The organism is Pseudomonas lini, from assembly GCF_001042905.1.
Classification (GTDB): domain Bacteria; phylum Pseudomonadota; class Gammaproteobacteria; order Pseudomonadales; family Pseudomonadaceae; genus Aquipseudomonas; species Aquipseudomonas lini.
Genome location: NZ_JYLB01000001.1, coordinates 707,275 through 727,807 on the forward strand (window position 1 = coordinate 707,275; position 20,533 = coordinate 727,807).

A 20,533-nucleotide genomic window follows, 5' to 3' on the forward strand; every position below is an offset into this window, starting at 1 on the left:
CTGAAGCCAGTCCCGCATTTGGCCGAACCGCTGCCTTACTGCCGGCACTGATGCCTTGTTATAGTTCGGGCCTCATATTCTGCCCGGTAAAGGATCACTGCCATGTCTCAATACACCGCCTTCAGCGTCGAACTGGCCGATAACATCGCCCATGTGCAGATCAACCGCCCGGAAAAGATCAATTCGATGAACGCCGCGTTCTGGAGCGAGATCATCGAGATTTTCCAGTGGATCGACGATACCGACGAAGTCCGGGTGGTGGTACTCAGTGGTGCCGGCAAGCATTTTTCTTCCGGCATCGACCTGATGATGCTGGCCGGTGTGGCCAATGAGCTGGGTAAGGATGTCGGCCGCAATGCGCGCCTGCTACGGCGCAAGATCCTCGCGCTGCAAGCCTCGTTCAATGCCGTCGACAACTGCCGAAAGCCGGTACTGGCGGCGATTCAGGGTTATTGCCTGGGCGGCGCCATCGACCTGATTTCCGCCTGTGACATGCGTTACGCCGCCGAGGACGCGCAATTTTCCATCAAGGAAATCGACATCGGCATGGCAGCCGATGTGGGCACTTTGCAACGCTTGCCACGGATAATCGGTGACGGCATGCTGCGTGAACTGGCTTACACTGGTCGCACCTTTGGCGCCGACGAAGCGCGCACCATCGGCCTGGTCAATCGCGTCTACAGCGACACCGCCAGCCTGCTTGAAGGCGTGATGGGCATTGCCCGTGAAATTGCCAGCAAGTCGCCGATTGCTATCACCGGCACCAAAGAGATGATCAGCTACATGCGTGACCATCGCATCGACGACGGCCTCGAATACGTCGCCACCTGGAACGCCGCCATGCTGCAATCCACCGATCTGCGCGTGGCCATGGCCGCGCATATGAGCAAACAGAAACCCGAATTTCTGGATTGATTAACCATGACTTCACGCTGGACCACCGCAGTACTGGACACCGATCAACCCGGCGGTTGGGCCGTGGCACGCAGCCCCGAAGGCTTTTTGTTCGATGACAATGGCGCACTGTTTCCACGCGAATGGCTCAAGCGTCAGGACCTGTCGATTCTCGCCGAGCATGGCATCGGTCACCTGGATGGCGAACCGGTCTACCTGCTGGAGCTGCGCAGTCACAGCGACGTGCCGGGCTGCAACTGGAAAGGCCTGCGAGCGTTCATGCTCGAGGGCGATCACACCGTCTACAAGGTTCTCGGTTATGCCGCGCAAATCGGGACCTGGGCCCGTGAACACCGCTTCTGCGGCAATTGCGGGCAGGTGATGAGCCAGGTGCCGCGTGAGCGGGCGATGTACTGTGAACCGTGTGATATACGCCACTATCCGCGCATTTCACCGAGCATGATCGTGCTGGTGACCCGTGGCGACGAAGTCCTGCTGGCTCGTTCGCCGCGCTTTGTCACCGGGGTCTATAGCACCTTGGCGGGTTTTGCCGAGCCGGGTGAGTCGGCCGAGGACTGCCTGATTCGCGAGGTCCGCGAAGAGGTGCAGATCGAGGTCAAGAACATCCAGTACATGGGCAGTCAATGCTGGCCGTTCCCACATTCGATGATGCTCGGTTTTCACGCCGAGTACGCCGGGGGCGAGATTGTCTGTCAGGAAGACGAGATCGAAGACGCCCAGTGGTTCAACGTGCACGAGCTGCCGCCATTGCCGGCGTCTCGCTCGATTGCCCGTTACCTGATCGACGTCTACGTGGCGCGGCGCTTAGGCCACGCTGAACCAGTGCTGCCAAGCTAACCGGACGGTCAAGCCGAGTACCACGGTGATGAACACCGGGCGAATGAACTTCGCACCGCCGCTGATGGCGGTGCGCGCGCCGAAGAAGGCGCCGACCATCACCGACAGGCCCATGCTCAGGCCGATGATCCAGTCCACCTGCCCGGAAAATATGAACACCGACAGCGCTGCGATGTTGCTGACGAAGTTCATGCTGCGCGCCACGCCGCTGGCCTTGACCAGGTCGATGGGGTACATCAGCAGGCTGCTGACGGTCCAGAACGCCCCCGTTCCCGGCCCGGCCACGCCGTCGTAGAAACCGAGGCTGAAGCCTTGTGTCGATTGCCATTTTTTCTTGATCGGTGCGTCGCTGTCCAGCGGCGCCTTCGGTGTGCCGCCGAACAACAGATAAAGACCGCAAGCGAAAACGATCACCGGCAGCATCTTGTTCAGCCATTCCGCCGGCAAGTAATGAGCGACCACGGCGCCGGTGAGAGCACCCACCAACGTGCCGACGATGGCGTGCGTCCATTGCCGAGGATGGAACAGCTTGCGTCGGTAGAAAGTGAAACTGGCAGTGGCCGAGCCGAAGGTCGAACTGAGCTTGTTGGTGCCCAGCACCAGGTGCGGCGGCAGGCCGGCGGTCAGCAGCGCCGGAGTGGTCAACAGACCGCCACCGCCGGCGATGGCGTCGATGAAACCGGCAATGAAAGCGACGAGGGCCAGAACGGCCAGGGTAGTGAGGTCAACGCTGAGTTCGAAAGGCATGGAATGGGCTTATTCGGCAGGGCGCAGGAAGAGGGGCTGCGAGGAAGGCCGGTATCTTACCCATATCCAAACTCTGCGGCGACCGGTCTGGCGCAATGCATGCGCATGATCGGGTACGGCCCAATTGTCATGGCTGCACACAGTCTCTGTAGGAGCTGGCGAAGCCTGCGATCTTTTGATCTTGATCTTGAAAAAACAGAGCAAAGTCAAAAGATCGCAGGCTTCGCCAGCTCCTACAGGGATTGCGTGCAACCTTAGATTTTGTGCTGCGGCCCATTACCAATCTGCCACACAAACGGCGGTTCAGTCCCGTTAATCGCCCAGTCCCCGACAATCCGCGCCTTGTAGATCACCGGATTGTGCGATGACACGGTCCGCGCATTGCGCCAATGCCGGTCCAGCGATTTGCCTTCACGAACATCCGAAGCGCCCAAGGCATTGAACAGCGCCGTGGTCGCGCGCTGGATCAATTCCGAGACTACTACCTGAGCCTTGGCCGACTCAATCTCCGCTGCCACATTCGCCGCGCGCTCCAGCGCTTCATCCCCGGAGAACCGCGCCAGATAAGCCCGTTGTGCCGGTTGCGCAGCCTTCAACGCACTGGCTTCGGCGGCATACACCCACGCCGCCACTTCACCCACCACCTGCTGCACTTGCGAATCCTCGCTGACCCGTTGTGCATTGCCATGGCTGTAGATGCGTTTACGCTCGCGCACCTGATGCGCCACATCGCGCAACGCGGCACGGCCAATCCCGGCCAGGGTCGCCAGCAGCACCAATTGATAAAACGCCGTCTGGTATTTGAAGCGGGTAGCGAAGTCGATGATGTTCTCGGCGTCCACTTCAGCCTCGATAAACCGCGAGGAGCCGCTGCCCGTGGTGCGCTGGCCGAAACCGTCCCAGTCATCGCTCTGCACAATTCCCGGTTGGCGTGTGCGGACGGCGGCGATCACATCGCCGCCGGTATCGCTGCGCTGGGCATAGACGTCGATCCAGTCAGAGAAAATACTACCGGTGCTGTAGAACTTCTCGCCGTTGAGCCGCCACCGATCGCCGTCGGGCGAGACCTTGGTGATCACATCGCCGATCGCCACGCTGCCGATTTCGGTCCAGGCATTGCCGGCGATGTCACCCTCGACAAAGCGTTTGAACCACAGATCCCGGCCCGGCCCCGGCGGTGAGTTCAAACGATCCTCGGCAAAGGCGAAATGCCCGCGCAAGGCCTGGGGCACGTTGGAATCGGCTTCGGCCAGTTCGATCAGCAATTCGAACAGCTGTGGCAGCGACGCGCCGCCACCGCCGTATTCAACCGGGACCCGCGCCGCGCCGAAGCCAGCCTCCTTGAGCCATTGGATCGGTTCGTAAGGCAGGCTGCGGCTTTGTTCGCGCTCAACGGCACCGGCGGCGATGCGCTGGAAGATTGGCCGAAAACGTGCGGCCAGCGCTTCATAGTCAGTGCCGATGGACAGCGGGTTGATTACTTGATGTTCGGTCATGGGACAGCTCCTTGGAACGGCAGTGAGTGCCATAGGGGATTGCACGGTCCATGCCGAAGCTCGCAGACCCTGGTTTATTGGATGTTGTGGATTTCGGCGTGGCCTGAATTGTTGCTGTGCCAACAGTGCATCAGCAAATTGTTTCAGGTGCACCCGGATCCCTGTGGGAGCGGGCTTGCTCGCGAAGGCGGTTTAACATTCAACATCTTTATTGGCTGGCATACCGCTTTCGCGAGCAAGCCCGCTCCCACAGGGATCTCGCTCGACTCAAGACGGTAGTGTCACAAATCGTGATTCAGCGCTGGCACGGTTGCTGCTCTGGCCTCAGGACTTCCCTGAAAACCCGAGGACACGCCAATGAGTCAGCAAGCCGTCAAATTTGCCTACTGGGTACCGAACGTCAGTGGCGGGCTGGTGGTCAGCAAGATCGAGCAGCGCACCCACTGGGGCATCGACTACAACCGCAAACTGGCGCAACTGGCCGAAGAGGCGGGGTTCGAATATGCCCTGACCCAGATTCGTTTCACCGCCGGTTATGGCGCCGAGTTCCAGCATGAATCCGTTGCCTTCAGCCATGCGCTGCTGGCCGCCACCACAAAATTGAAAGTCATCGCCGCGATCCTGCCGGGGCCATGGCAACCGGCGCTGGCGGCCAAGCAACTGGCAACCATCGATCAACTCACCAACGGCCGGGTGGCGGTGAACATTGTCAGCGGCTGGTTCAAGGGCGAGTTTCAGGCCATCGGCGAACACTGGCTGGAGCACGATGAACGTTATCGCCGCTCCGAAGAATTCATTCGTGCATTGAAGGGCATCTGGACCCAGGACAACTTTACCTTTCGCGGCGACTTCTACCGCTTCGACAACTACAGCCTCAAACCCAAACCGCTGGGCCAGCCGGAAGTCTTTCAGGGCGGCAGCTCCCGTGCGGCCCGGGACATGGCGGCGCGGGTTTCGGACTGGTACTTCACCAACGGCAACACCCCCGAAGGCATCAAGGCCCAGGTCGACGACATTCGCACGAAAGCGGCTGCGAACAATCATTCGGTGAAGGTCGGGGTGAATGCTTTTGTCATCGCTCGCGACACCGAAGCAGAAGCACGGGCGGTGCTGGCGCAGATCATCGATCAGGCCGACCCCGAAGCCGTGAACGCCTTTGGCGATGCGGCGAAACAAGCGGGCAGGGCATCGCCCGAGGGTGAGGGCAACTGGGCCAAATCGACGTTTGAAGACCTGGTGCAGTACAACGATGGCTTCAAGACCAATTTGATTGGCACGCCACAGCAGATCGCCGAGCGGATCGTCGCGTTGAAAGCAGTGGGCGTGGATTTGGTGCTGGCGGGGTTTCTGCACTTTCAGGAAGAGGTGGAATACTTCGGGAAGCGGGTGTTGCCGTTGGTGAGGGAGCTGGAGGCCAAGTCTCAGTTGAAGCAGACCGCCGCGGTAGCCTGAACACCACAAAAGCCACTGTGGGAGCGGGCTTGCTCGCGAAGACGGACTGACATTCAACATAGATGTCGACTGACACACCGCTTTCGCGAGCAAGCCCGCTCCCACATTTGGACTGTGTGAACCTATAGGCCCAAGTCCGACAAGCCCGGGTGATCATCCGGCCGGCGGCCCAGCGGCCAGTGGAACTTGCGGTCGCTTTCCTTGATTGGCATGTCGTTGATGCAGGCGTAACGGTTGAACATCAAGCCGTTCTCGTCGAACTCCCAGTTCTCGTTGCCATAGGAACGGAACCAGTTGCCCGAGTCGTCATGCCATTCGTAGGCATAACGCACGGCGATACGGTTGTCGCCATGGGCCCAGAGTTCCTTGATCAGCCGGTAGTCCAATTCCTTGGCCCATTTGCGGGTCAGGAAAGCTTTGGCTTCTTCGCGGTTGTGAGCGAACTCGGCGCGGTTACGCCACTGGGTGTCCAGGGTGTAGGCCAGGGACACCCGTTCCGGGTCGCGGGAGTTCCAGCCGTCTTCGGCCAGGCGAACTTTTTCGATGGCCGATTCACGGGTAAACGGCGGCAATGGCGGACGAACTTCGGCAGTAGACATATAAAGTCTCCCTATCAAATTAACGTTCAAGCACGTTGTCGGGCTTATTAAAAGTGTTACAGGTCCAATAACTTTCGCGCCATGCATTGCGCATTATCGGCGGCACTGTGATCACCCATCACAAGCGCTACGGTAATGGCACCGTCGATCAGGATCAGCAGCTGTTTGGCCAGCGTCTCCGGGTCGTGTGCGCCATGTTCGGTACAGAGCTTGCGCACGTAGTCGAGCAGCTTCTGTTTGTGGTCTTTGGCGACCAGGCGAACCGGGTCTTGCGCATCGCCGGTTTCGCCGCTGGTGTTAATGAATGCGCAACCGCGAAAGCCTTCGGAGTCGAACCAGGTCTTGAGCACGGTAAACAGGTTGAGCAGCCGCTCGGCTGGGGTTTGCGCCTTGCCGACTTCGCTTCGATACCAATTCATCCAGCGCACATCGCGGCGTTGCAGGGCTGCGACGGTGAGCTCCTCCTTGTTGGCGAAGTAGCGGTAAATACTTTTTCTGGAAACGCCGGCGGTTTTCACCAGAAGATCCATGCCGGTGGCAGCGATGCCACTTTTGTAGATCAACTTTTCGGTGACATCCAGAATGATGTCGCGTGTGTCGTTGCTAGTGATTTCGTTCATGTTGCGAACAGTAGAATGATCGTTCTTCTTGGTCAATAAATTATTTTTGGCGACTGTGAAATTGCCTTCGCGGGCAAGCCTCGCTCCTACAGAGGAATGCAATCAACCGTAGGAGCGAGGCTTGCCCGCGAAGAGGCCATTACAGACAGTAACAAGACCCAAACCCATCCATGGTGTAAGCTCTCGGACTCTTCGGATTCGACCCTTTGCGAGCCCTATGCCGTCGCTTTTCAAACGCTCTCTGCTGCCTAAACTGCGCAGTTTTCCGCTGACCGCCGATGCCGTCACCATCCTCTCTGGCGCCGCCGAGTTCCGTCGTTGCCTGCTGGAGCAAATCGCCCAGGCAACCCAGCGCATCTATATCGTCGCGCTGTATCTGCAACAGGATGAGGCCGGGCAGGAAATCCTCGATGCCCTGCACGCCGCCAAACTGGCGCGCCCGGAACTGGACGTGGTGGTGGTCGTGGACTGGCTGCGTGCCCAGCGCGGTTTGATCGGTGCCGGCAAGCAGCCGGGCAACTCGGCCTGGTATCAGGAAACGACCCGCACCCACGAAAGCGTGGTGCCGGTGTACGGCGTGCCGGTGCAGACCCGCGAGCTGTTCGGCGTGCTGCATTTGAAGGGCTTCGTGATCGACGATTGCGTGCTCTACAGCGGAGCGAGCCTGAACAACGTTTACCTGCACAAATTCGACAAGTACCGCTTCGACCGTTATCACCTGCTGCAGAATCATGCGCTGGCCGATTCGATGCAGCACCTGATTCAGCATGGTCTGATTGCCTCAAAAGCGGTGCATCGCCTCGACCTGCCAAACCTGCCGACCACCCGCAGCCTGCGCAACGATATCGGTGACCTGCGCAGCCGTCTCAAGCACGCGGCGTACGACACCACGGTGGGCAGCACGGCGAAGGGCGGTTTATCGGTCAGTCCATTGCTCGGTGTGGGCAAGAACAACCCGTTGAGTCGGGTGATCTGCGAGCTGATCGCCAGCGCTCAACATCAGCTGACCATCTGCACCCCATACTTCAACCTGCCGCTGGCAGTGACCCGGGAAATCAATCGGGCGCTGGCGCGGGGCGTGAAGATCGACATCATCGTCGGCGACAAAACCGCCAACGACTTCTACATTCCGCCGAGCGAGCCGTTCAAGGTCATCGCGGCGCTGCCATACCTTTACGAGATCAGTCTGCGACGCTTCGCCAAGCGTCATCAGCGCAGCATCGACAACGGCAAGCTGAACCTGCATTTGTGGAAGGATGGCGACAACACCTATCACCTCAAGGGCATGTGGATCGATCAGCGCTACACCTTGCTTACCGGCAATAACCTCAATCCCCGAGCGTTCCGACTCGACCTGGAAAACGCGTTGCTGATCGATGATCCGAAAGGTGAATTGCTGGAGCCGCGTGGCAATGAGCTGACGGAGATTTTCCGGCACACCAGCCGCATTGAGCGGTATCAGGATCTGGAAACATTGCCGGATTACCCGGCGGGAGTGGCCAAGTTTCTCAAGCGTGTGAGTCGGGTACGGATCGAGCGGTTGTTGTATCGGATTTTGTGAGGGTTAATACGGCGGGGTAGGTGTGGCGCCTGCCCAAATGCCATCGCGAGCAGGCTCGCTCCCACATTGGAATTGTGATCGACTCAAATCCAATGTGGGAGCGGGCTTGCTCGCGAAAGCGGTGTGTCAGGCGACATCAATGTTGACTGTTATGGCCCCTTCGCGAGCAAGCCCGCTCCCACATGGATTCAGGCTGCCCACAGGGATCTGCACCGGGCTGATGGCTGCGCTAATATGCTCACCACTCACACAAGAACAAGGCTCGCCACGGTCAATGTCGGAAAAAGACACCATCTCCATTCAACTGGTGCGTGAAGCGCTGTTGCAAAGTTGCGCCCCGGGCGCTGCCACCGAAGAGGTGTTGAACAAGGTCGGCATTGATCCGGCGTTGCTGGAAACCACCGACGCCCGTGTTCCGGCCACCGCCTATGCACGGTTGTGGCGCTTGCTGGCCCGGCGCGGGGACGATGAGTTTTTTGGCATGGACCCGCGCAAGCTCAAGTCCGGCAGCCTGGAGTTTCTGTGTCGCTGCTCGATGGTCCAGCCGAGCCTGGCCACCGGGTTGACTTCTGGCCTGAGCTTCCTGTCGTTGATGCTAGAACGCATGCCCGCGCAACTGGTTCGCCAGCAAAGCCTGGCGGAAATCGTCCTGTTGGAAGACGACGAAGACCCGCGCCGCGCCTTCACCTATTTCACTTACTGGATGATCGTGCACGGCGTGGCCTGCTGGCTGGCGGGGCGGCGGATTCCTATCCTGGCCATTGAGTTGCGTTGCCCTGCGCCGGATTTTTGTGATGACTATCGGGTGATGTTCTCCGAGAACCTGCGGTTCGACCGGCCGCGCACGCGGATGATTTTCTCGGCCGATTGCCTGGATTTGCCGATCAAGCGCAGCGCTGAAGAATTGAAGCGATTCCTCGCCCATGCGCCGGCGAACATTCTGGTCAAGTACCGCGATCCGGAGAGTCTGGCCAGTCGGATCAAGCACGATCTGCGGCAACTGCCTGCCGAGCATTGGCCGGAAACCGAGGCGCTGGCGCAGCAACTGTGCATGTCGGCCTCGACCCTGCGCCGCCGCCTGGCTGAAGAGGGGCAGACGTATCAGGGGCTCAAGGACAGCGTGCGTAAGGAACTGGCCATTGTCTGGTTGGCCGAACCGGCTATCAGCTTCGCCGAAATCGCTACTCGTTTGGGGTTTGCCGATGCGAGTTCGTTCTACAAGGCGTTTCGCAAGTGGTCGGGGTCTAATCCGGGGCATTATCGGAGTTTGATTCTTAACGAAGCCAGTTGATCCGGATTGTGTGGTGCCTGAGCCGGCGCCATCGCGGGCAAGCCCGCTCCCACAGTGATATGCGATGACCATAAATGTTGTACACGCCGCAAAACCTGTGGGAGCAGGCTTGCCCGCGATGGCGTCCGTCCAGGCGACGCATCCCTTGAACCTTGGCCAAACCAGTCACACAATTTGATAGCTTTGACCATTGTCCCGCGCCCCGCGCAGAGCGAGTATTTCCCTGTTATTTACGGTTCCCCAACCTAATAAAAATACACAGGGATTCTGGCAATGCGCGATTACTTGTCTGCTACGTCACAGTTCAATTATCAGCACACCGTCGATGCCGCGCTCACAGGGTCGTTGAGTGCGCTCAATGCCTGCGTCGAGTGTTGCGACCGGCATGCCTTGCCGGGGCGCATCGCGCTGTTCTGGGAAGGCCGCGACGGTGCCAGCGCGACCTACACCTTCAGCGACTTGCAGGACAAAGCCGCTCGGTTTGCCAATTTCCTGCTGGCCCAGGGCGTGAAGAAGGGCGATAAAGTCGCCGGCCTCCTGCCACGCAACATCGAGTTGCTGATCACCGTGTTCGCCACCTGGCGCATCGGCGCGGTCTATCAGCCGCTGTTTACCGCCTTCGGCCCGAAAGCCATCGAACATCGCCTCAACAGCTCCGGCGCCGCCGTCGTGGTGACCGATGCGGTCAATCGCTCGAAACTCGCTGAAGTGGCCGACTGCCCGACCATCGTCACCGTCGGCGGCCCCAAGGGCCAGGGCATCGTGCGTGGCGACTTCAGTTTCTGGGCCGAACTGGCCAATTATTCTTCCGAGTGCGAACCGGTATTGCTGACCGGCGAAGACCCGTTCCTGCTGATGTTCACCTCGGGCACCACCGGCCCGTCGAAAGCGTTGTCGGTGCCGCTCAAGGCAATTGTCGCGTTCCAGAGTTACACCCGTGACGCGGTAGACCTGCGCCCTGAAGACGCATTCTGGAACGTCGCCGATCCGGGCTGGGCCTATGGCATTTATTTCGGCGTCACCGGGCCGATGGCGATGGGGCATCCGATCACCTTTTACGATGGCCCGTTCACCCTCGAAAGCACCTGCCGGGTGATCAATAAATACGGGATCACCAACCTCACCGGTTCGCCGACCGCGTATCGCTTGCTGATTGCCGGTGGCGACGAGTTCGCCCGCTCGATCAAGGGCAAACTGCGTATTGTCAGCAGCGCCGGCGAGCCGCTGAACCCGGAAGTGATCCGCTGGTTCGCCGATAACCTCGGCGTGGTGATCCACGACCATTACGGCCAGACCGAACTGGGCATGGTCTTGTGCAACCACCACGGCCTCGATCATCCGGTGCACGTCGGCGCTGCCGGTTTCGCCTCGCCGGGTCACCGCATCGTAGTGCTGGATGACGAATACAAAGAGCTCGGCGTCGGCCAGCCAGGAATCCTGGCCATCGACCGTACCCAATCGCCGATGTGCTGGTTCGGCGGCTACGAAGGCGCACCGACCAAGGCCTTCGTCGGCAACTATTACCTGAGCGGCGACACCGTCGAGTGGAACCCGGACGGCAGCATCAGCTTCGTCGGCCGCAGCGACGACGTGATTACCACCTCCGGCTATCGCGTTGGCCCGTTCGACGTGGAAAGTGCGCTGATCGAACACCCGGCGGTGGTCGAAGCGGCGGTGATCGGCAAGCCCGATCCGGAGCGCACCGAGCTGGTCAAAGCCTTCGTTGTGCTCAGTCCGCAATACCGCGCCGAACCTGCGCTCGCCGAAGAGTTGCGCCAACACGTGCGCAAGCGTCTGGCGGCGCACGCGTACCCCCGTGAAATCGAATTTGTCAGCGAATTGCCGAAAACCCCAAGCGGCAAATTGCAGCGCTTTATCTTGCGCAACCAGGAAATCGCCAAGGCTCAAGAGGCCACCGCGAAGAACGTTTCAGCTTGAATCCAAGGAAACAATGATGCAGATCGAAAACAAGGTTTTTCTCGTCACCGGTGGTGCGTCCGGTCTCGGTGCCGCCACTGCTGAAATGCTGGTGGCTGCTGGCGCCAAAGTGATGCTGGTGGACATGAACGCCGAAGCCGTCGCGGCCCAGGCTGCACGTCTGGGCGCGCAAAGCGTGGTGGCGGATATCAGCAATGAAGCGGCTGCGCAAGCGGCGGTGCAGGCGACGGTCAAAGCCTTTGGCGGCCTTAATGGTCTGGTCAATTGCGCCGGCATCGTTCGTGGCGAGAAGATCCTCGGCAAGAATGGCCCCCATGCACTGGCCAGTTTCAGCCAGGTGATCAACGTTAACCTGATCGGCAGCTTCAACATGCTGCGCCTGGCAGCGGCGGCGATTGCCGAAACCGAAGCCGACGAAGACGGTGAGCGCGGGGTGATCATCAACACCGCTTCGGCCGCAGCCTTCGACGGCCAGATCGGCCAAGCCGCGTATTCGGCGTCGAAAGGCGCGATCGTCAGCCTGACCTTGCCCGCCGCCCGTGAACTGGCGCGCTTCGGCATCCGCGTGATGACCATCGCCCCGGGCATTTTCGAAACGCCAATGATGGCCGGTATGACCCCGGAAGTGCGCGAATCCTTGGCCGCCGGCGTTCCGTTCCCGCCGCGCCTGGGCAAGCCGAGCGAGTACGCCGCGCTGGTCAGGCATATCATAGAAAACAGCATGCTTAACGGTGAGGTGATCCGTCTCGACGGTGCCCTGCGCATGGCCGCCAAATAAGGAGGATTAAACATGACACTTTCCAACGATCCGATTGTTATTGTCAGCGCCGTCCGCACCCCGATGGGCGGTTTCCAGGGCGAGCTGAAAAGCCTGACCGCGCCGCAACTGGGCGCCGCAGCTATTCGTGCTGCCGTCGAACGCGCCGGTGTTTCGCCTGAATCCGTCGAAGAAGTGCTGTTCGGCTGCGTGCTCTCCGCCGGTCTCGGCCAGGCCCCGGCGCGGCAAGCGGCACTGGGCGCCGGGCTGGATAAATCGACCCGTTGCACCACGCTGAACAAAATGTGCGGCTCGGGCATGGAAGCCACGATCCTGGCCCACGACATGCTGATCGCCGGCAGTGCCGATGTGGTCGTCGCCGGCGGTATGGAAAGCATGTCCAACGCGCCATTCCTGCTGGACCGCGCCCGCAGCGGTTACCGCATGGGCCATGGCCGGGTGCTCGATCACATGTTCCTCGACGGTCTTGAAGACGCCTACGACAAGGGCCGTCTGATGGGCACCTTCGCCGAGGATTGCGCCGAAACCAACGGCTTTACCCGTGAAGCTCAAGACGCCTTCGCCATCGCTTCGACCACCCGCGCGCAACAGGCGATCAAGGACGGCAGCTTCAACGCCGAGATCGTGCCCGTGCAGGTGATGGTCGGCAAAGAGCAGGTGCTGATCAGCCACGACGAACAGCCGCCGAAAGCCAAACTGGACAAGATCGCCTCGCTGAAACCGGCATTCCGCGATGGCGGCACTGTGACCGCGGCGAACTCCAGTTCGATCTCCGATGGCGCTGCAGCATTGGTGCTGATGCGCCGTTCCGAAGCAGAGAAACAAGGCCTTAAACCGCTGGCGGTGATTCATGGTCACGCTGCATTTGCCGACACGCCGGGGCTGTTCCCGGTGGCACCGGTGGGCGCGATCAAGAAACTGATGAAGAAAACCGGCTGGTCCCTGGACGAAGTCGAATTGTTCGAAGTCAATGAAGCCTTTGCGGTGGTCAGTCTGGTGACCATGACCAAACTGGAAATCCCTCACGAGAAGATCAACGTCCACGGTGGTGCCTGCGCTTTGGGCCACCCGATCGGTGCGTCTGGCGCGCGGATCCTCGTGACCTTGCTCTCGGCCTTGCGCCAGAAAGGCCTGAAACGCGGTGTTGCAGCGATCTGCATTGGCGGCGGCGAAGCCACGGCCATGGCTGTGGAATGCCTGTACTAAGGCCCGCATGGCTTCTGTAGGGGCAATTACATTTTTAAGGACTTGGCATGATTCCCAATGACGAACAACTTCAGATCAGCGACGCGGCCCGGCAGTTTGCCCAGGAACGGCTGAAACCGTTCGCCGCCGAATGGGACCGTGAACATCGCTTCCCCAAGGAAGCCATCAGCGAGATGGCCGACCTGGGTTTCTTCGGCATGCTGGTGCCGGAGCAGTGGGGCGGTTGCGACACCGGTTACCTGGCCTACGCCATGGCCCTGGAAGAAATCGCTGCCGGCGACGGCGCCTGCTCGACCATCATGAGCGTACACAACTCGGTGGGTTGCGTGCCGATCCTCAAGTTCGGCAACGACGACCAGAAAGAGCGCTTCCTCAAACCGCTGGCCAGCGGCGCGATGCTCGGTGCGTTTGCCCTGACCGAACCGCAAGCCGGCTCCGACGCCAGCAGCCTGAAAACCCGTGCCCGGCTGGACGGCGATCACTACGTGCTTAATGGTTGCAAGCAGTTCATTACTTCCGGGCAAAACGCCGGGGTGGTCATTGTGTTTGCGGTGACCGACCCGAGTGCCGGCAAACGCGGGATCACGGCGCTGATCGTGCCGACCGATTCGCCGGGCTATAAAGTCGCGCGGGTCGAAGACAAACTTGGTCAGCACGCCTCCGATACCTGCCAGATCCTCTTCGAGGATGTGAAAGTCCCGGTGGCCAATCGACTGGGCGAGGAGGGCGAAGGCTACAAGATCGCCCTGGCCAACCTCGAAGGCGGTCGTGTCGGCATCGCCTCGCAATCGGTGGGCATGGCCCGCGCCGCGTTCGAAGCGGCCCGTGATTATGCTCGCGAACGCGAGAGTTTCGGCAAGCCGATCATCGAACACCAGGCGGTAGCCTTCCGGCTAGCGGATATGGCAACCCAGATCGCCGTCGCCCGGCAGATGGTGCATTACGCGGCGGCGTTGCGCGACAGCGGCAAACCGGCGCTGGTGGAAGCATCCATGGCCAAGCTGTTCGCTTCGGAAATGGCCGAGAAGGTCTGCTCCTCGGCGTTGCAAACCCTTGGCGGTTACGGTTACCTGAACGACTTCCCGCTGGAGCGGATCTACCGCGACGTGCGGGTGTGCCAGATCTACGAAGGCACCAGCGACATTCAGCGCATGGTCATTTCGCGCAATCTTTGAGAAGGAGTCCCCTCTGTGAGCAATAAAGAGCTGAACTACGAAACGATTTTGCTGGAAACCCACGGCCGCGTCGGCCTGATCACCCTCAACCGTCCGCAAGCCTTGAACGCGTTGAATGCGCAAATTGTCAGCGAATTGAACCACGCCCTCGATGGTCTGGAAGCCGATTCGAACATCGGTTGTATCGTGCTGACCGGCTCGAAAAAAGCCTTCGCCGCCGGTGCCGACATCAAGGAAATGGCCGAGCTGACGTATCCGCAGATCTACCTCGATGACCTGTTCAGCGACAGCGATCGCGTGGCCAACCGCCGCAAGCCGATCATCGCCGCAGTCAACGGTTTCGCCTTGGGCGGCGGTTGTGAACTGGCGTTGATGTGCGACTTCATTCTGGCGGGCGACAACGCCAAATTCGGTCAGCCGGAAATCAACCTCGGTGTGTTGCCGGGCATGGGCGGCACCCAGCGCCTGACCCGAGCCGTGGGCAAGGCCAAGGCCATGGAAATGTGCCTGAGCGGACGTTTGATCGATGCGGTGGAAGCAGAGCGCTGCGGCATTGTTGCGCGCATCGTGCCCGCGGATGAGCTATTGGAAGAGGCGCTGAAAGTCGCGGCGCTGATTGCCAAGAAGTCGCTGCCGATTGCGATGATGATCAAGGAAAGCGTCAACCGCGCGTTTGAAGTCAGCCTGTCGGAAGGTGTGCGTTTTGAGCGCCGGGTGTTCCATGCGGCGTTTGCGACGCAGGATCAGAAGGAAGGGATGGCGGCGTTTATTGCCAAGCGGGAGGCGGAGTTCCAGGGTAAGTGATGTAGCGTTCTTGCGGACGCTTTCGCGAGCAAGCCCGCTCCCACATTTGATCTCGGGTGTTCACAAATGCCGTGTACACCGCAGGACTAATGTGGGAGCGGGCTTGCTCGCGAAGCTTTTAAGGCTTCAAACCAGGTAGTGCTTGAGCTCCCGGGCAATCACCATCCGCTGTATCTCGCTCGACCCTTCATAAATCTGCGTGATCCGCGCATCCCGGTAGTAGCGCTCCACCGGGTAATCCTCCAGATACCCATACCCGCCATGAATCTGTATCGCCGACGAGCAGACCTTCTCGGCCATTTCCGAGGCAAACAGCTTGGCCTGTGAAGCCTCCGACAGACACGGCTTGCCAGCACTGCGCAACCTTGCGGCGTGGAGGATCAGCAAACGCGCGGCGTTCAGCCGGGTGTGCATGTCGGCCAGCATATTGGCGATGCTCTGGTGTTCGATGATCGGCTTGTCGAACTGCACCCGATCGCGCGCGTAAGCCAGCGCTGCTTCGAACGCCGCACGGGCGATGCCCAAGGCTTGCGCGGCGATGCCGATGCGGCCGCCTTCGAGGTTGGAGAGGGCGATGGCCAGGCCTTTGCCGCGTTCGCCGAGCAAATTGGCCTCGGGAACGGTGCAATTGCTCAGGGTCACGGCGCAGGTATCGGACGCACGGATACCCATCTTGTGTTCACTGCGGTCGACGATAAAACCTGCGGTTTCGGTCGGCACCAGGAACGCCGAGATGCCGCGCTTGCCCAGCTCCGGATCGGTCACGGCGAACACGATTGCGAGCTTCGCCCGTTTGCCATTGCTGACGAATTGCTTGGCGCCATTGATCACCCACTGGCCGTCGCGCAGTTCGGCGCGGGTGCGCAGGTTGTGGGCTTCGGAACCGGCTTGGGGTTCGGTGAGGCAAAAGCAACCGATGGCCTGGCCGCTGGCGAGGTCTGGCAACCATTGCTGTTTCTGCTCTTCGGTGCCGTAGTTGAGCACCGGCCCGCAGCCCACGGAGTTATGGATGCTCATCAGCGCACCAGTGGCGCCGTCGCCGGCGGAAATCTCTTCCACCGCCAAGGCGTAGGCGACGTAGTCGACATAAGTGCCGCCCCATTCCTCGGGCACCACCATGCCCAGCAGACCCAGTTCACCCATCTTCGCTACCAGACCGTCATCGATCCAGCCGGCCTTTTCCCAGGCTTGTGCATGGGGCGCGATTTCGCCGCGGGCAAAATCCCGGGCCATGTCGCGGATCATCACTTGCTCTTCGCTCAATTCGATATCGTGCATGACTCAGCTCCCACTCTGCTCGAACCCGGTGAAAAAACTCGCCACGTGCTCGGCGTCCAGCGCCTGCAGGGTCGGCGGATTCCAGCGCGGGGTCTTGTCTTTGTCGATCAGCAAGGCGCGCACGCCTTCAATCAGGTCGCCGCGTTCGAACCACTGGCGATCCAGGTGCAGTTCGAGGGCGAAGCACTGTTCCAGGCTCAGGTGCCGACCGCGCCGCAGCATCTCCAGGGTCACGCCCATGGCCAGCGGTGAGCGGCTTTCCAGCAAGTCAGCGGTGGCCGTGGCCCACTCATGGCTATCGGCGACGGTCACTTCACGCAGTTGTTCCACCATACTCGGCACATCGGGCAGGGCGAAGAAGTGATCGATAGCCGGCCGCAACGCCGCCAATGGTGCAGCCGGCAGTTGTTGCACGGCGAGTTTCGCCAGCAGACCTTGAAGGTCCTTCAATGGAGTCTCGTGCCATTCGAGCTGATCGAGTTGCTCGTCCAGGGTGCCCAGCTTGTTGCTTTCCAGGTACCAGTCTGCCAGGCCGCAATAGAGCGCATCGGCCGCACGGATTTGCACGCCACTGACACCTAGGTAAATACCCAGCTCACCGGGAACACGCGGCAGAAAATGGCTGCCGCCGACGTCCGGGAAATATCCGATAGCCACTTCCGGCATCGCCAGACGGCTGCGCTCGGTGACCACCCGCAAATCGGCGCCTTGCACCAGCCCCATGCCACCGCCCAGCACAAAGCCGTCCATCAAGGCCAGGACCGGTTTGCGATAGTGATGGATGGCGAGGTCGAGGGCGTATTCCTCGACGAAGAAGTCTTCATGCAGGGTGTCGCCGCTTTTGAAACTGTCGTACAGCGAGCGGATATCGCCGCCGGCACAGAACGCTTTCTCACCAGCGCCGCGCAACACCACCGCATGCACCTGCGGATCCTGTGCCCAGGCATCGAGCTGCTGTTGCAGGCTGCGAACCATGTCCAGGGTAATGGCGTTGAGGCCGGCGGGACGATTGAGGGTCAGGTGACCGATGTGATTGCGCACCTCGGCCAACACTTCGTTTTGCGTGGCATCCATGGGCTGTGTGGTCGGGGATGAAACCTGAGCAGTCATCACTAACTCCCTGCTTTTATTGTTCTTTATAGAGAAGCTCGCGCGCGAGCGATGCTGGATCGTATCAGTGCAAATTTGTGATGTACAACCGGGATACGTGCAGGTGCTGTTTGCATTTTTACCTTAAAGCCAAAACAAAAGATCGCAGCCTTCGGCAGCTCCTACGCAATCGATGTTCAACGTAGGAGCTGCCGAAGGCTGCGATCTTTTGATCTTTCTTTTGATCTTCAACCCTTGCTGGAAAATACATCCCCGATGCTACGCCGCTTGGCATGCAATTCACTGGCATGGATCAGTTGTTCGAGGTCTTCGGGGGTGACGTCGTAAAAGGCCTCCATGTCGGCGAGGGCCAGTTTCAGATCCGCGGCAGTGATCGCCTGGCTGTCGGGGAGGGGCATCATCGGCGCCGGTTCGGCGGGACGTTTTGGGTAACGAATGCGCGTCAGATTGTTGTACGCCAATGCGCTGAGCAGCATCGTCGAGGCACTGAGCATCACCGGGCCGAGGGCTTTCCATTCCAGGGCGATGGTCGCCGGGTCCGCCACCACCAAAAGCAACGCCAACGCACCGGCCGGTGGGTGCAGGCAACGCAGCCAGCACATCAGAATCAGCGCCATGCCTGCCGCGAGGCACGCGCTGCCCAAGGTGCGTCCGAGTACATGAGCGACCAGCAGTGAGACCACCCCGGCGCTCAAGTAGCCGCCAAGAATCGACCAGGGCTGGGCGAGGGCGCCTGAGGACACAGCAAACAGCAATACTGCGGATGCACCCAGCGGGCCGATCAGGTGCTGCGCCACTTCCATGCCAAATACCTGACTGCAGAGCCAGACGCTGAACATCGTCCCCAGCGACATGCCGATGGCGGCGCGGCTCCATTCTGAAGGACGGGTATTGATGGCGGCAGGGAACCAGCGAGCAAACATGAGGCAAACAATCCGTAAAAATCGAGGCAAAAAAAAGGCTTAGCTGGGATACCCAGAAAGCCCTTGAAGTAGTTCCAACTATTGGGGGAGGAACGCCGCACAGTGTGCCGATCATTCCTGATGCTGACAAATTCATATTAATGCAGTTTCAATGCATTATTTTTGCAGTATTGCCACGCGCCGACCGCTCATGAAGCAGAGAAAACCGCCCATTGCCGTCAACGCGCTCAAGGCATAGAACATGGTGGGTGCGGGCGTGTGCATCAGCAGATAGCCACAGATCACCGGGCTCAGCGCACCGCCGAGGGCCGCGAGGTTCTGCGCGCCGTAATAGCTGCCGCGCAGTTCTTCCGGGGCCAAGGTGTCGACAAAGAGGAATTCGGCGGGGTAAATGATCATTTCGCCGAGGGTGAAAATGAACATCGCCACGCACCAGCTCACCAGGCTGTCAGCCAGGCTGAAACCGATCAACCCGAGGATGAACAGGCTGGTGCCGCCAGCAATCCAGTAACGCAGTTGTTCACGTTTGAGGAACCGTCCGATCTGATATTGCAGCAGGATCACGCTGATGGCGTTGCAGGCGAGCAGGGCAGCCATGGTTTCCAGGGCACGTTTGGTGTCTTGCGTGACCAGCAGGTATTGCGACAAGTACAGGGTGAAACGACCGTGCACCACGGTGCTGAGCAGGCAGCCGCAAGTGAACATGATCAGCGTGCGGTCGTTCTTCAGGGTGATCAGGGTTTTGAGGAAACTCTGGGGCTGGCCGATGGCGGGTATCTGGGCCGGGTCTTTGGGAATTCCGCTCATCAGGAAAATACTGAAGAATGCGATGCCGCCGGCAATCAGGAATGGCGCTGTTGGCTGCACCCCGGCGATTACCACACCGAGCATGGGGCCGGTGGCGTAGCCGATGTTGGTCAGCGTGTAGCGCAGTGAAAAAGCCTTGGCGCGCTGGCCCATAGGCAGGTTCTCGCTGAGGATCGCCTTGGACCCGATCAGGAACAGCGCCGAGGCGGTTTCGGTAATCACCAGGGTGGCGGTGGTCAGGTAAAGGTTTTCGGCGAAGGTCAGCAGCACAAAGCCGATGGCACTGGAGAGCATGGCCAGGATCAGCAGCCGGCGTTTTTCGAGGCGGTCGATGATGTAGCCGCCGTAAAGGGCGAGCAGGGTGGCGATGAACACCGCGATGCCCAGCAACAGGCCGACGTCCTGTTGGTTGAGGCCGAGTTTGTTGCTCAGAAACAGGGTGAGCAACGGGCTGGTAATGGCGCGGCTGACGACGATGGTCAGCGAAACGATCATCAAGCGGCGGATAACGAGGGAGTAAGTGGCCACGGTGGGGCAAATGTCCTTATTAAGATTCTGTAGTGTCCGACACAAGACCGAGTCGTTGCCAATCGCGGGCAAGCCCGCTCCCACAGGTTTTGTGTCGATCATTTAATCGTGGCTCGACGCGAACCTTGTGGGAGCGGGCTTGCCCGCGAAGAGGCCAGCACAAACAACGCATACTCAACTCAGCCACCGCTCAAGCGCCCGAACCGATTCCAGCTCTTCAAGTCGCCACAACTGCGCAAGCAATTCTTCCGCCCGCTGTCGCGGCATCACCCGCCCCGCCAGACTGAAAAACTTCTCCTCCAGCGCCTCATCACTCAACCGATTGCCCGGCGCACCCAACGGCACCTCAACACACAGGCTCGCTTGCCGACCGTCCACGGTCTGCAGGCTATACGTCCCTATGTAAGAGCTGCCGCAGGCTGCGATCCTTTGATCTTGATCTTCAACAACATCGAAACCACCAAAAGA

At 60.0% G+C, this 20,533-nt stretch carries 18 protein-coding genes and 1 pseudogene; 10 read left to right on the plus strand and 9 right to left on the minus strand.

Annotation, left to right across the window (positions count from 1 at the left end):
• Window positions 1-102 precede the first annotated feature (102 nt).
• Window positions 103-915 (plus strand): crotonase/enoyl-CoA hydratase family protein, encoded by an 813-nt coding sequence (locus TU81_RS03125; protein WP_038983226.1) that lies wholly within the window; start codon window positions 103-105, stop codon window positions 913-915.
• A 6-nt stretch (window positions 916-921) separates the two neighbouring features.
• On the plus strand, window positions 922-1,752 hold the full coding sequence (gene nudC, locus TU81_RS03130) for an NAD(+) diphosphatase (protein ID WP_048393324.1): 831 nt from the start codon (window positions 922-924) through the stop codon (window positions 1,750-1,752).
• Here the strand turns inward: nudC and TU81_RS03135 are convergent.
• On the minus strand, window positions 1,720-2,499 hold the full coding sequence (locus tag TU81_RS03135) for a TSUP family transporter (RefSeq protein ID WP_048393325.1): 780 nt from the start codon (window positions 2,497-2,499) through the stop codon (window positions 1,720-1,722). The two genes, nudC and TU81_RS03135, sit on opposite strands and share 33 nt — an antisense overlap.
• Window positions 2,500-2,753: 254 nt before the next feature.
• Window positions 2,754-3,995: an acyl-CoA dehydrogenase family protein gene (locus TU81_RS03140; protein ID WP_048393327.1), complete on the minus strand. Its 1,242-nt coding sequence runs from the start codon at window positions 3,993-3,995 to the stop codon at window positions 2,754-2,756.
• Between the two features lie 357 nt (window positions 3,996-4,352).
• Here TU81_RS03140 and sfnG point away from each other — a divergent pair, with 357 nt between their 5' ends.
• Complete coding sequence (gene sfnG, locus TU81_RS03145) at window positions 4,353-5,447, plus strand: dimethylsulfone monooxygenase SfnG (protein ID WP_048393329.1); 1,095 nt, start codon at window positions 4,353-4,355, stop codon at window positions 5,445-5,447.
• Window positions 5,448-5,569: 122 nt separating this feature from the next.
• Here the strand turns inward: sfnG and TU81_RS03150 are convergent, their stop codons facing one another.
• Both TU81_RS03150 and TU81_RS03155 read right to left on the minus strand, forming a co-directional pair.
• Window positions 5,570-6,046, minus strand: coding sequence for a nuclear transport factor 2 family protein (locus tag TU81_RS03150; RefSeq protein ID WP_038983231.1), 477 nt, complete (start codon window positions 6,044-6,046; stop codon window positions 5,570-5,572).
• Window positions 6,047-6,102: 56 nt separating this feature from the next.
• Window positions 6,103-6,666: a TetR/AcrR family transcriptional regulator gene (locus TU81_RS03155; protein ID WP_048393331.1), complete on the minus strand. Its 564-nt coding sequence runs from the start codon at window positions 6,664-6,666 to the stop codon at window positions 6,103-6,105.
• Window positions 6,667-6,883: 217 nt separating this feature from the next.
• On the opposite strand from TU81_RS03155, the gene pssA reads away from it, so the two are divergent.
• From pssA to TU81_RS03190, 7 genes are all read left to right on the plus strand, one after another.
• The gene (gene pssA / locus TU81_RS03160; RefSeq protein ID WP_048393333.1) at window positions 6,884-8,227 is read left to right on the plus strand and encodes a CDP-diacylglycerol--serine O-phosphatidyltransferase; all 1,344 of its coding nucleotides are present in this window, start codon (window positions 6,884-6,886) and stop codon (window positions 8,225-8,227) included.
• A gap of 274 nt (window positions 8,228-8,501) precedes the next feature.
• The gene (locus TU81_RS03165; RefSeq protein WP_048393335.1) at window positions 8,502-9,518 is read left to right on the plus strand and encodes an AraC family transcriptional regulator; all 1,017 of its coding nucleotides are present in this window, start codon (window positions 8,502-8,504) and stop codon (window positions 9,516-9,518) included.
• A gap of 273 nt (window positions 9,519-9,791) precedes the next feature.
• Window positions 9,792-11,456 (plus strand): AMP-binding protein, encoded by a 1,665-nt coding sequence (locus TU81_RS03170; RefSeq protein ID WP_048393337.1) that lies wholly within the window; start codon window positions 9,792-9,794, stop codon window positions 11,454-11,456.
• Window positions 11,457-11,472: 16 nt separating this feature from the next.
• Window positions 11,473-12,234: an SDR family NAD(P)-dependent oxidoreductase gene (locus TU81_RS03175; protein ID WP_038983236.1), complete on the plus strand. Its 762-nt coding sequence runs from the start codon at window positions 11,473-11,475 to the stop codon at window positions 12,232-12,234.
• A 12-nt stretch (window positions 12,235-12,246) separates the two neighbouring features.
• On the plus strand, window positions 12,247-13,440 hold the full coding sequence (locus TU81_RS03180; protein ID WP_048393339.1) for an acetyl-CoA C-acyltransferase: 1,194 nt from the start codon (window positions 12,247-12,249) through the stop codon (window positions 13,438-13,440).
• A 47-nt stretch (window positions 13,441-13,487) separates the two neighbouring features.
• Window positions 13,488-14,615, plus strand: coding sequence for an acyl-CoA dehydrogenase (locus tag TU81_RS03185; RefSeq protein ID WP_030131386.1), 1,128 nt, complete (start codon window positions 13,488-13,490; stop codon window positions 14,613-14,615).
• 30 nt (window positions 14,616-14,645) lie between these two features.
• Window positions 14,646-15,419, plus strand: a complete 774-nt coding sequence (locus tag TU81_RS03190; RefSeq protein ID WP_030131385.1) for an enoyl-CoA hydratase — start codon at window positions 14,646-14,648, stop codon at window positions 15,417-15,419.
• 126 nt (window positions 15,420-15,545) lie between these two features.
• On the opposite strand, the gene TU81_RS03195 is transcribed toward TU81_RS03190, so the two are convergent.
• The 5 genes and pseudogenes from TU81_RS03195 to TU81_RS29245 all read right to left on the minus strand — a co-directional run.
• Window positions 15,546-16,697, minus strand: coding sequence for an acyl-CoA dehydrogenase family protein (locus tag TU81_RS03195; protein WP_038983238.1), 1,152 nt, complete (start codon window positions 16,695-16,697; stop codon window positions 15,546-15,548).
• 3 nt (window positions 16,698-16,700) lie between these two features.
• Window positions 16,701-17,807: an enoyl-CoA hydratase/isomerase family protein gene (locus TU81_RS03200; protein WP_048393342.1), complete on the minus strand. Its 1,107-nt coding sequence runs from the start codon at window positions 17,805-17,807 to the stop codon at window positions 16,701-16,703.
• A gap of 227 nt (window positions 17,808-18,034) precedes the next feature.
• Window positions 18,035-18,730, minus strand: coding sequence for an HPP family protein (locus tag TU81_RS03205; RefSeq protein WP_048393344.1), 696 nt, complete (start codon window positions 18,728-18,730; stop codon window positions 18,035-18,037).
• Between the two features lie 156 nt (window positions 18,731-18,886).
• Window positions 18,887-20,065, minus strand: coding sequence for an MFS transporter (locus TU81_RS03210; protein WP_038983241.1), 1,179 nt, complete (start codon window positions 20,063-20,065; stop codon window positions 18,887-18,889).
• A gap of 174 nt (window positions 20,066-20,239) precedes the next feature.
• Window positions 20,240-20,455 (minus strand): annotated as a pseudogene (locus TU81_RS29245) (MmgE/PrpD family protein); the annotation flags it as partial.
• Window positions 20,456-20,533: the final 78 nt, after the last annotated feature.

Excerpts from the sequence above, each read along its gene's own strand:
- TU81_RS03195 (WP_038983238.1), bottom strand. The coding sequence starts at position 16,697 with ATGCACGATATCGAATTGAGCGAAGAGCAAGTGATGATCCGCGACATG.
- TU81_RS03140 (WP_048393327.1), bottom strand. The coding sequence starts at position 3,995 with ATGACCGAACATCAAGTAATCAACCCGCTGTCCATCGGCACTGACTAT.
- TU81_RS03205 (WP_048393344.1), bottom strand. The coding sequence starts at position 18,730 with ATGTTTGCTCGCTGGTTCCCTGCCGCCATCAATACCCGTCCTTCAGAA.
- TU81_RS03180 (WP_048393339.1), top strand. The coding sequence starts at position 12,247 with ATGACACTTTCCAACGATCCGATTGTTATTGTCAGCGCCGTCCGCACC.
- TU81_RS03175 (WP_038983236.1), top strand. The coding sequence starts at position 11,473 with ATGCAGATCGAAAACAAGGTTTTTCTCGTCACCGGTGGTGCGTCCGGT.
- TU81_RS03200 (WP_048393342.1), bottom strand. The coding sequence starts at position 17,807 with ATGACTGCTCAGGTTTCATCCCCGACCACACAGCCCATGGATGCCACG.
- TU81_RS03170 (WP_048393337.1), top strand. The coding sequence starts at position 9,792 with ATGCGCGATTACTTGTCTGCTACGTCACAGTTCAATTATCAGCACACC.
- TU81_RS03125 (WP_038983226.1), top strand. The coding sequence starts at position 103 with ATGTCTCAATACACCGCCTTCAGCGTCGAACTGGCCGATAACATCGCC.
- pssA (WP_048393333.1), top strand. The coding sequence starts at position 6,884 with ATGCCGTCGCTTTTCAAACGCTCTCTGCTGCCTAAACTGCGCAGTTTT.
- TU81_RS03165 (WP_048393335.1), top strand. The coding sequence starts at position 8,502 with ATGTCGGAAAAAGACACCATCTCCATTCAACTGGTGCGTGAAGCGCTG.
- sfnG (WP_048393329.1), top strand. The coding sequence starts at position 4,353 with ATGAGTCAGCAAGCCGTCAAATTTGCCTACTGGGTACCGAACGTCAGT.
- TU81_RS03150 (WP_038983231.1), bottom strand. The coding sequence starts at position 6,046 with ATGTCTACTGCCGAAGTTCGTCCGCCATTGCCGCCGTTTACCCGTGAA.
- TU81_RS03155 (WP_048393331.1), bottom strand. The coding sequence starts at position 6,666 with ATGAACGAAATCACTAGCAACGACACACGCGACATCATTCTGGATGTC.
- TU81_RS03185 (WP_030131386.1), top strand. The coding sequence starts at position 13,488 with ATGATTCCCAATGACGAACAACTTCAGATCAGCGACGCGGCCCGGCAG.
- TU81_RS03135 (WP_048393325.1), bottom strand. The coding sequence starts at position 2,499 with ATGCCTTTCGAACTCAGCGTTGACCTCACTACCCTGGCCGTTCTGGCC.
- nudC (WP_048393324.1), top strand. The coding sequence starts at position 922 with ATGACTTCACGCTGGACCACCGCAGTACTGGACACCGATCAACCCGGC.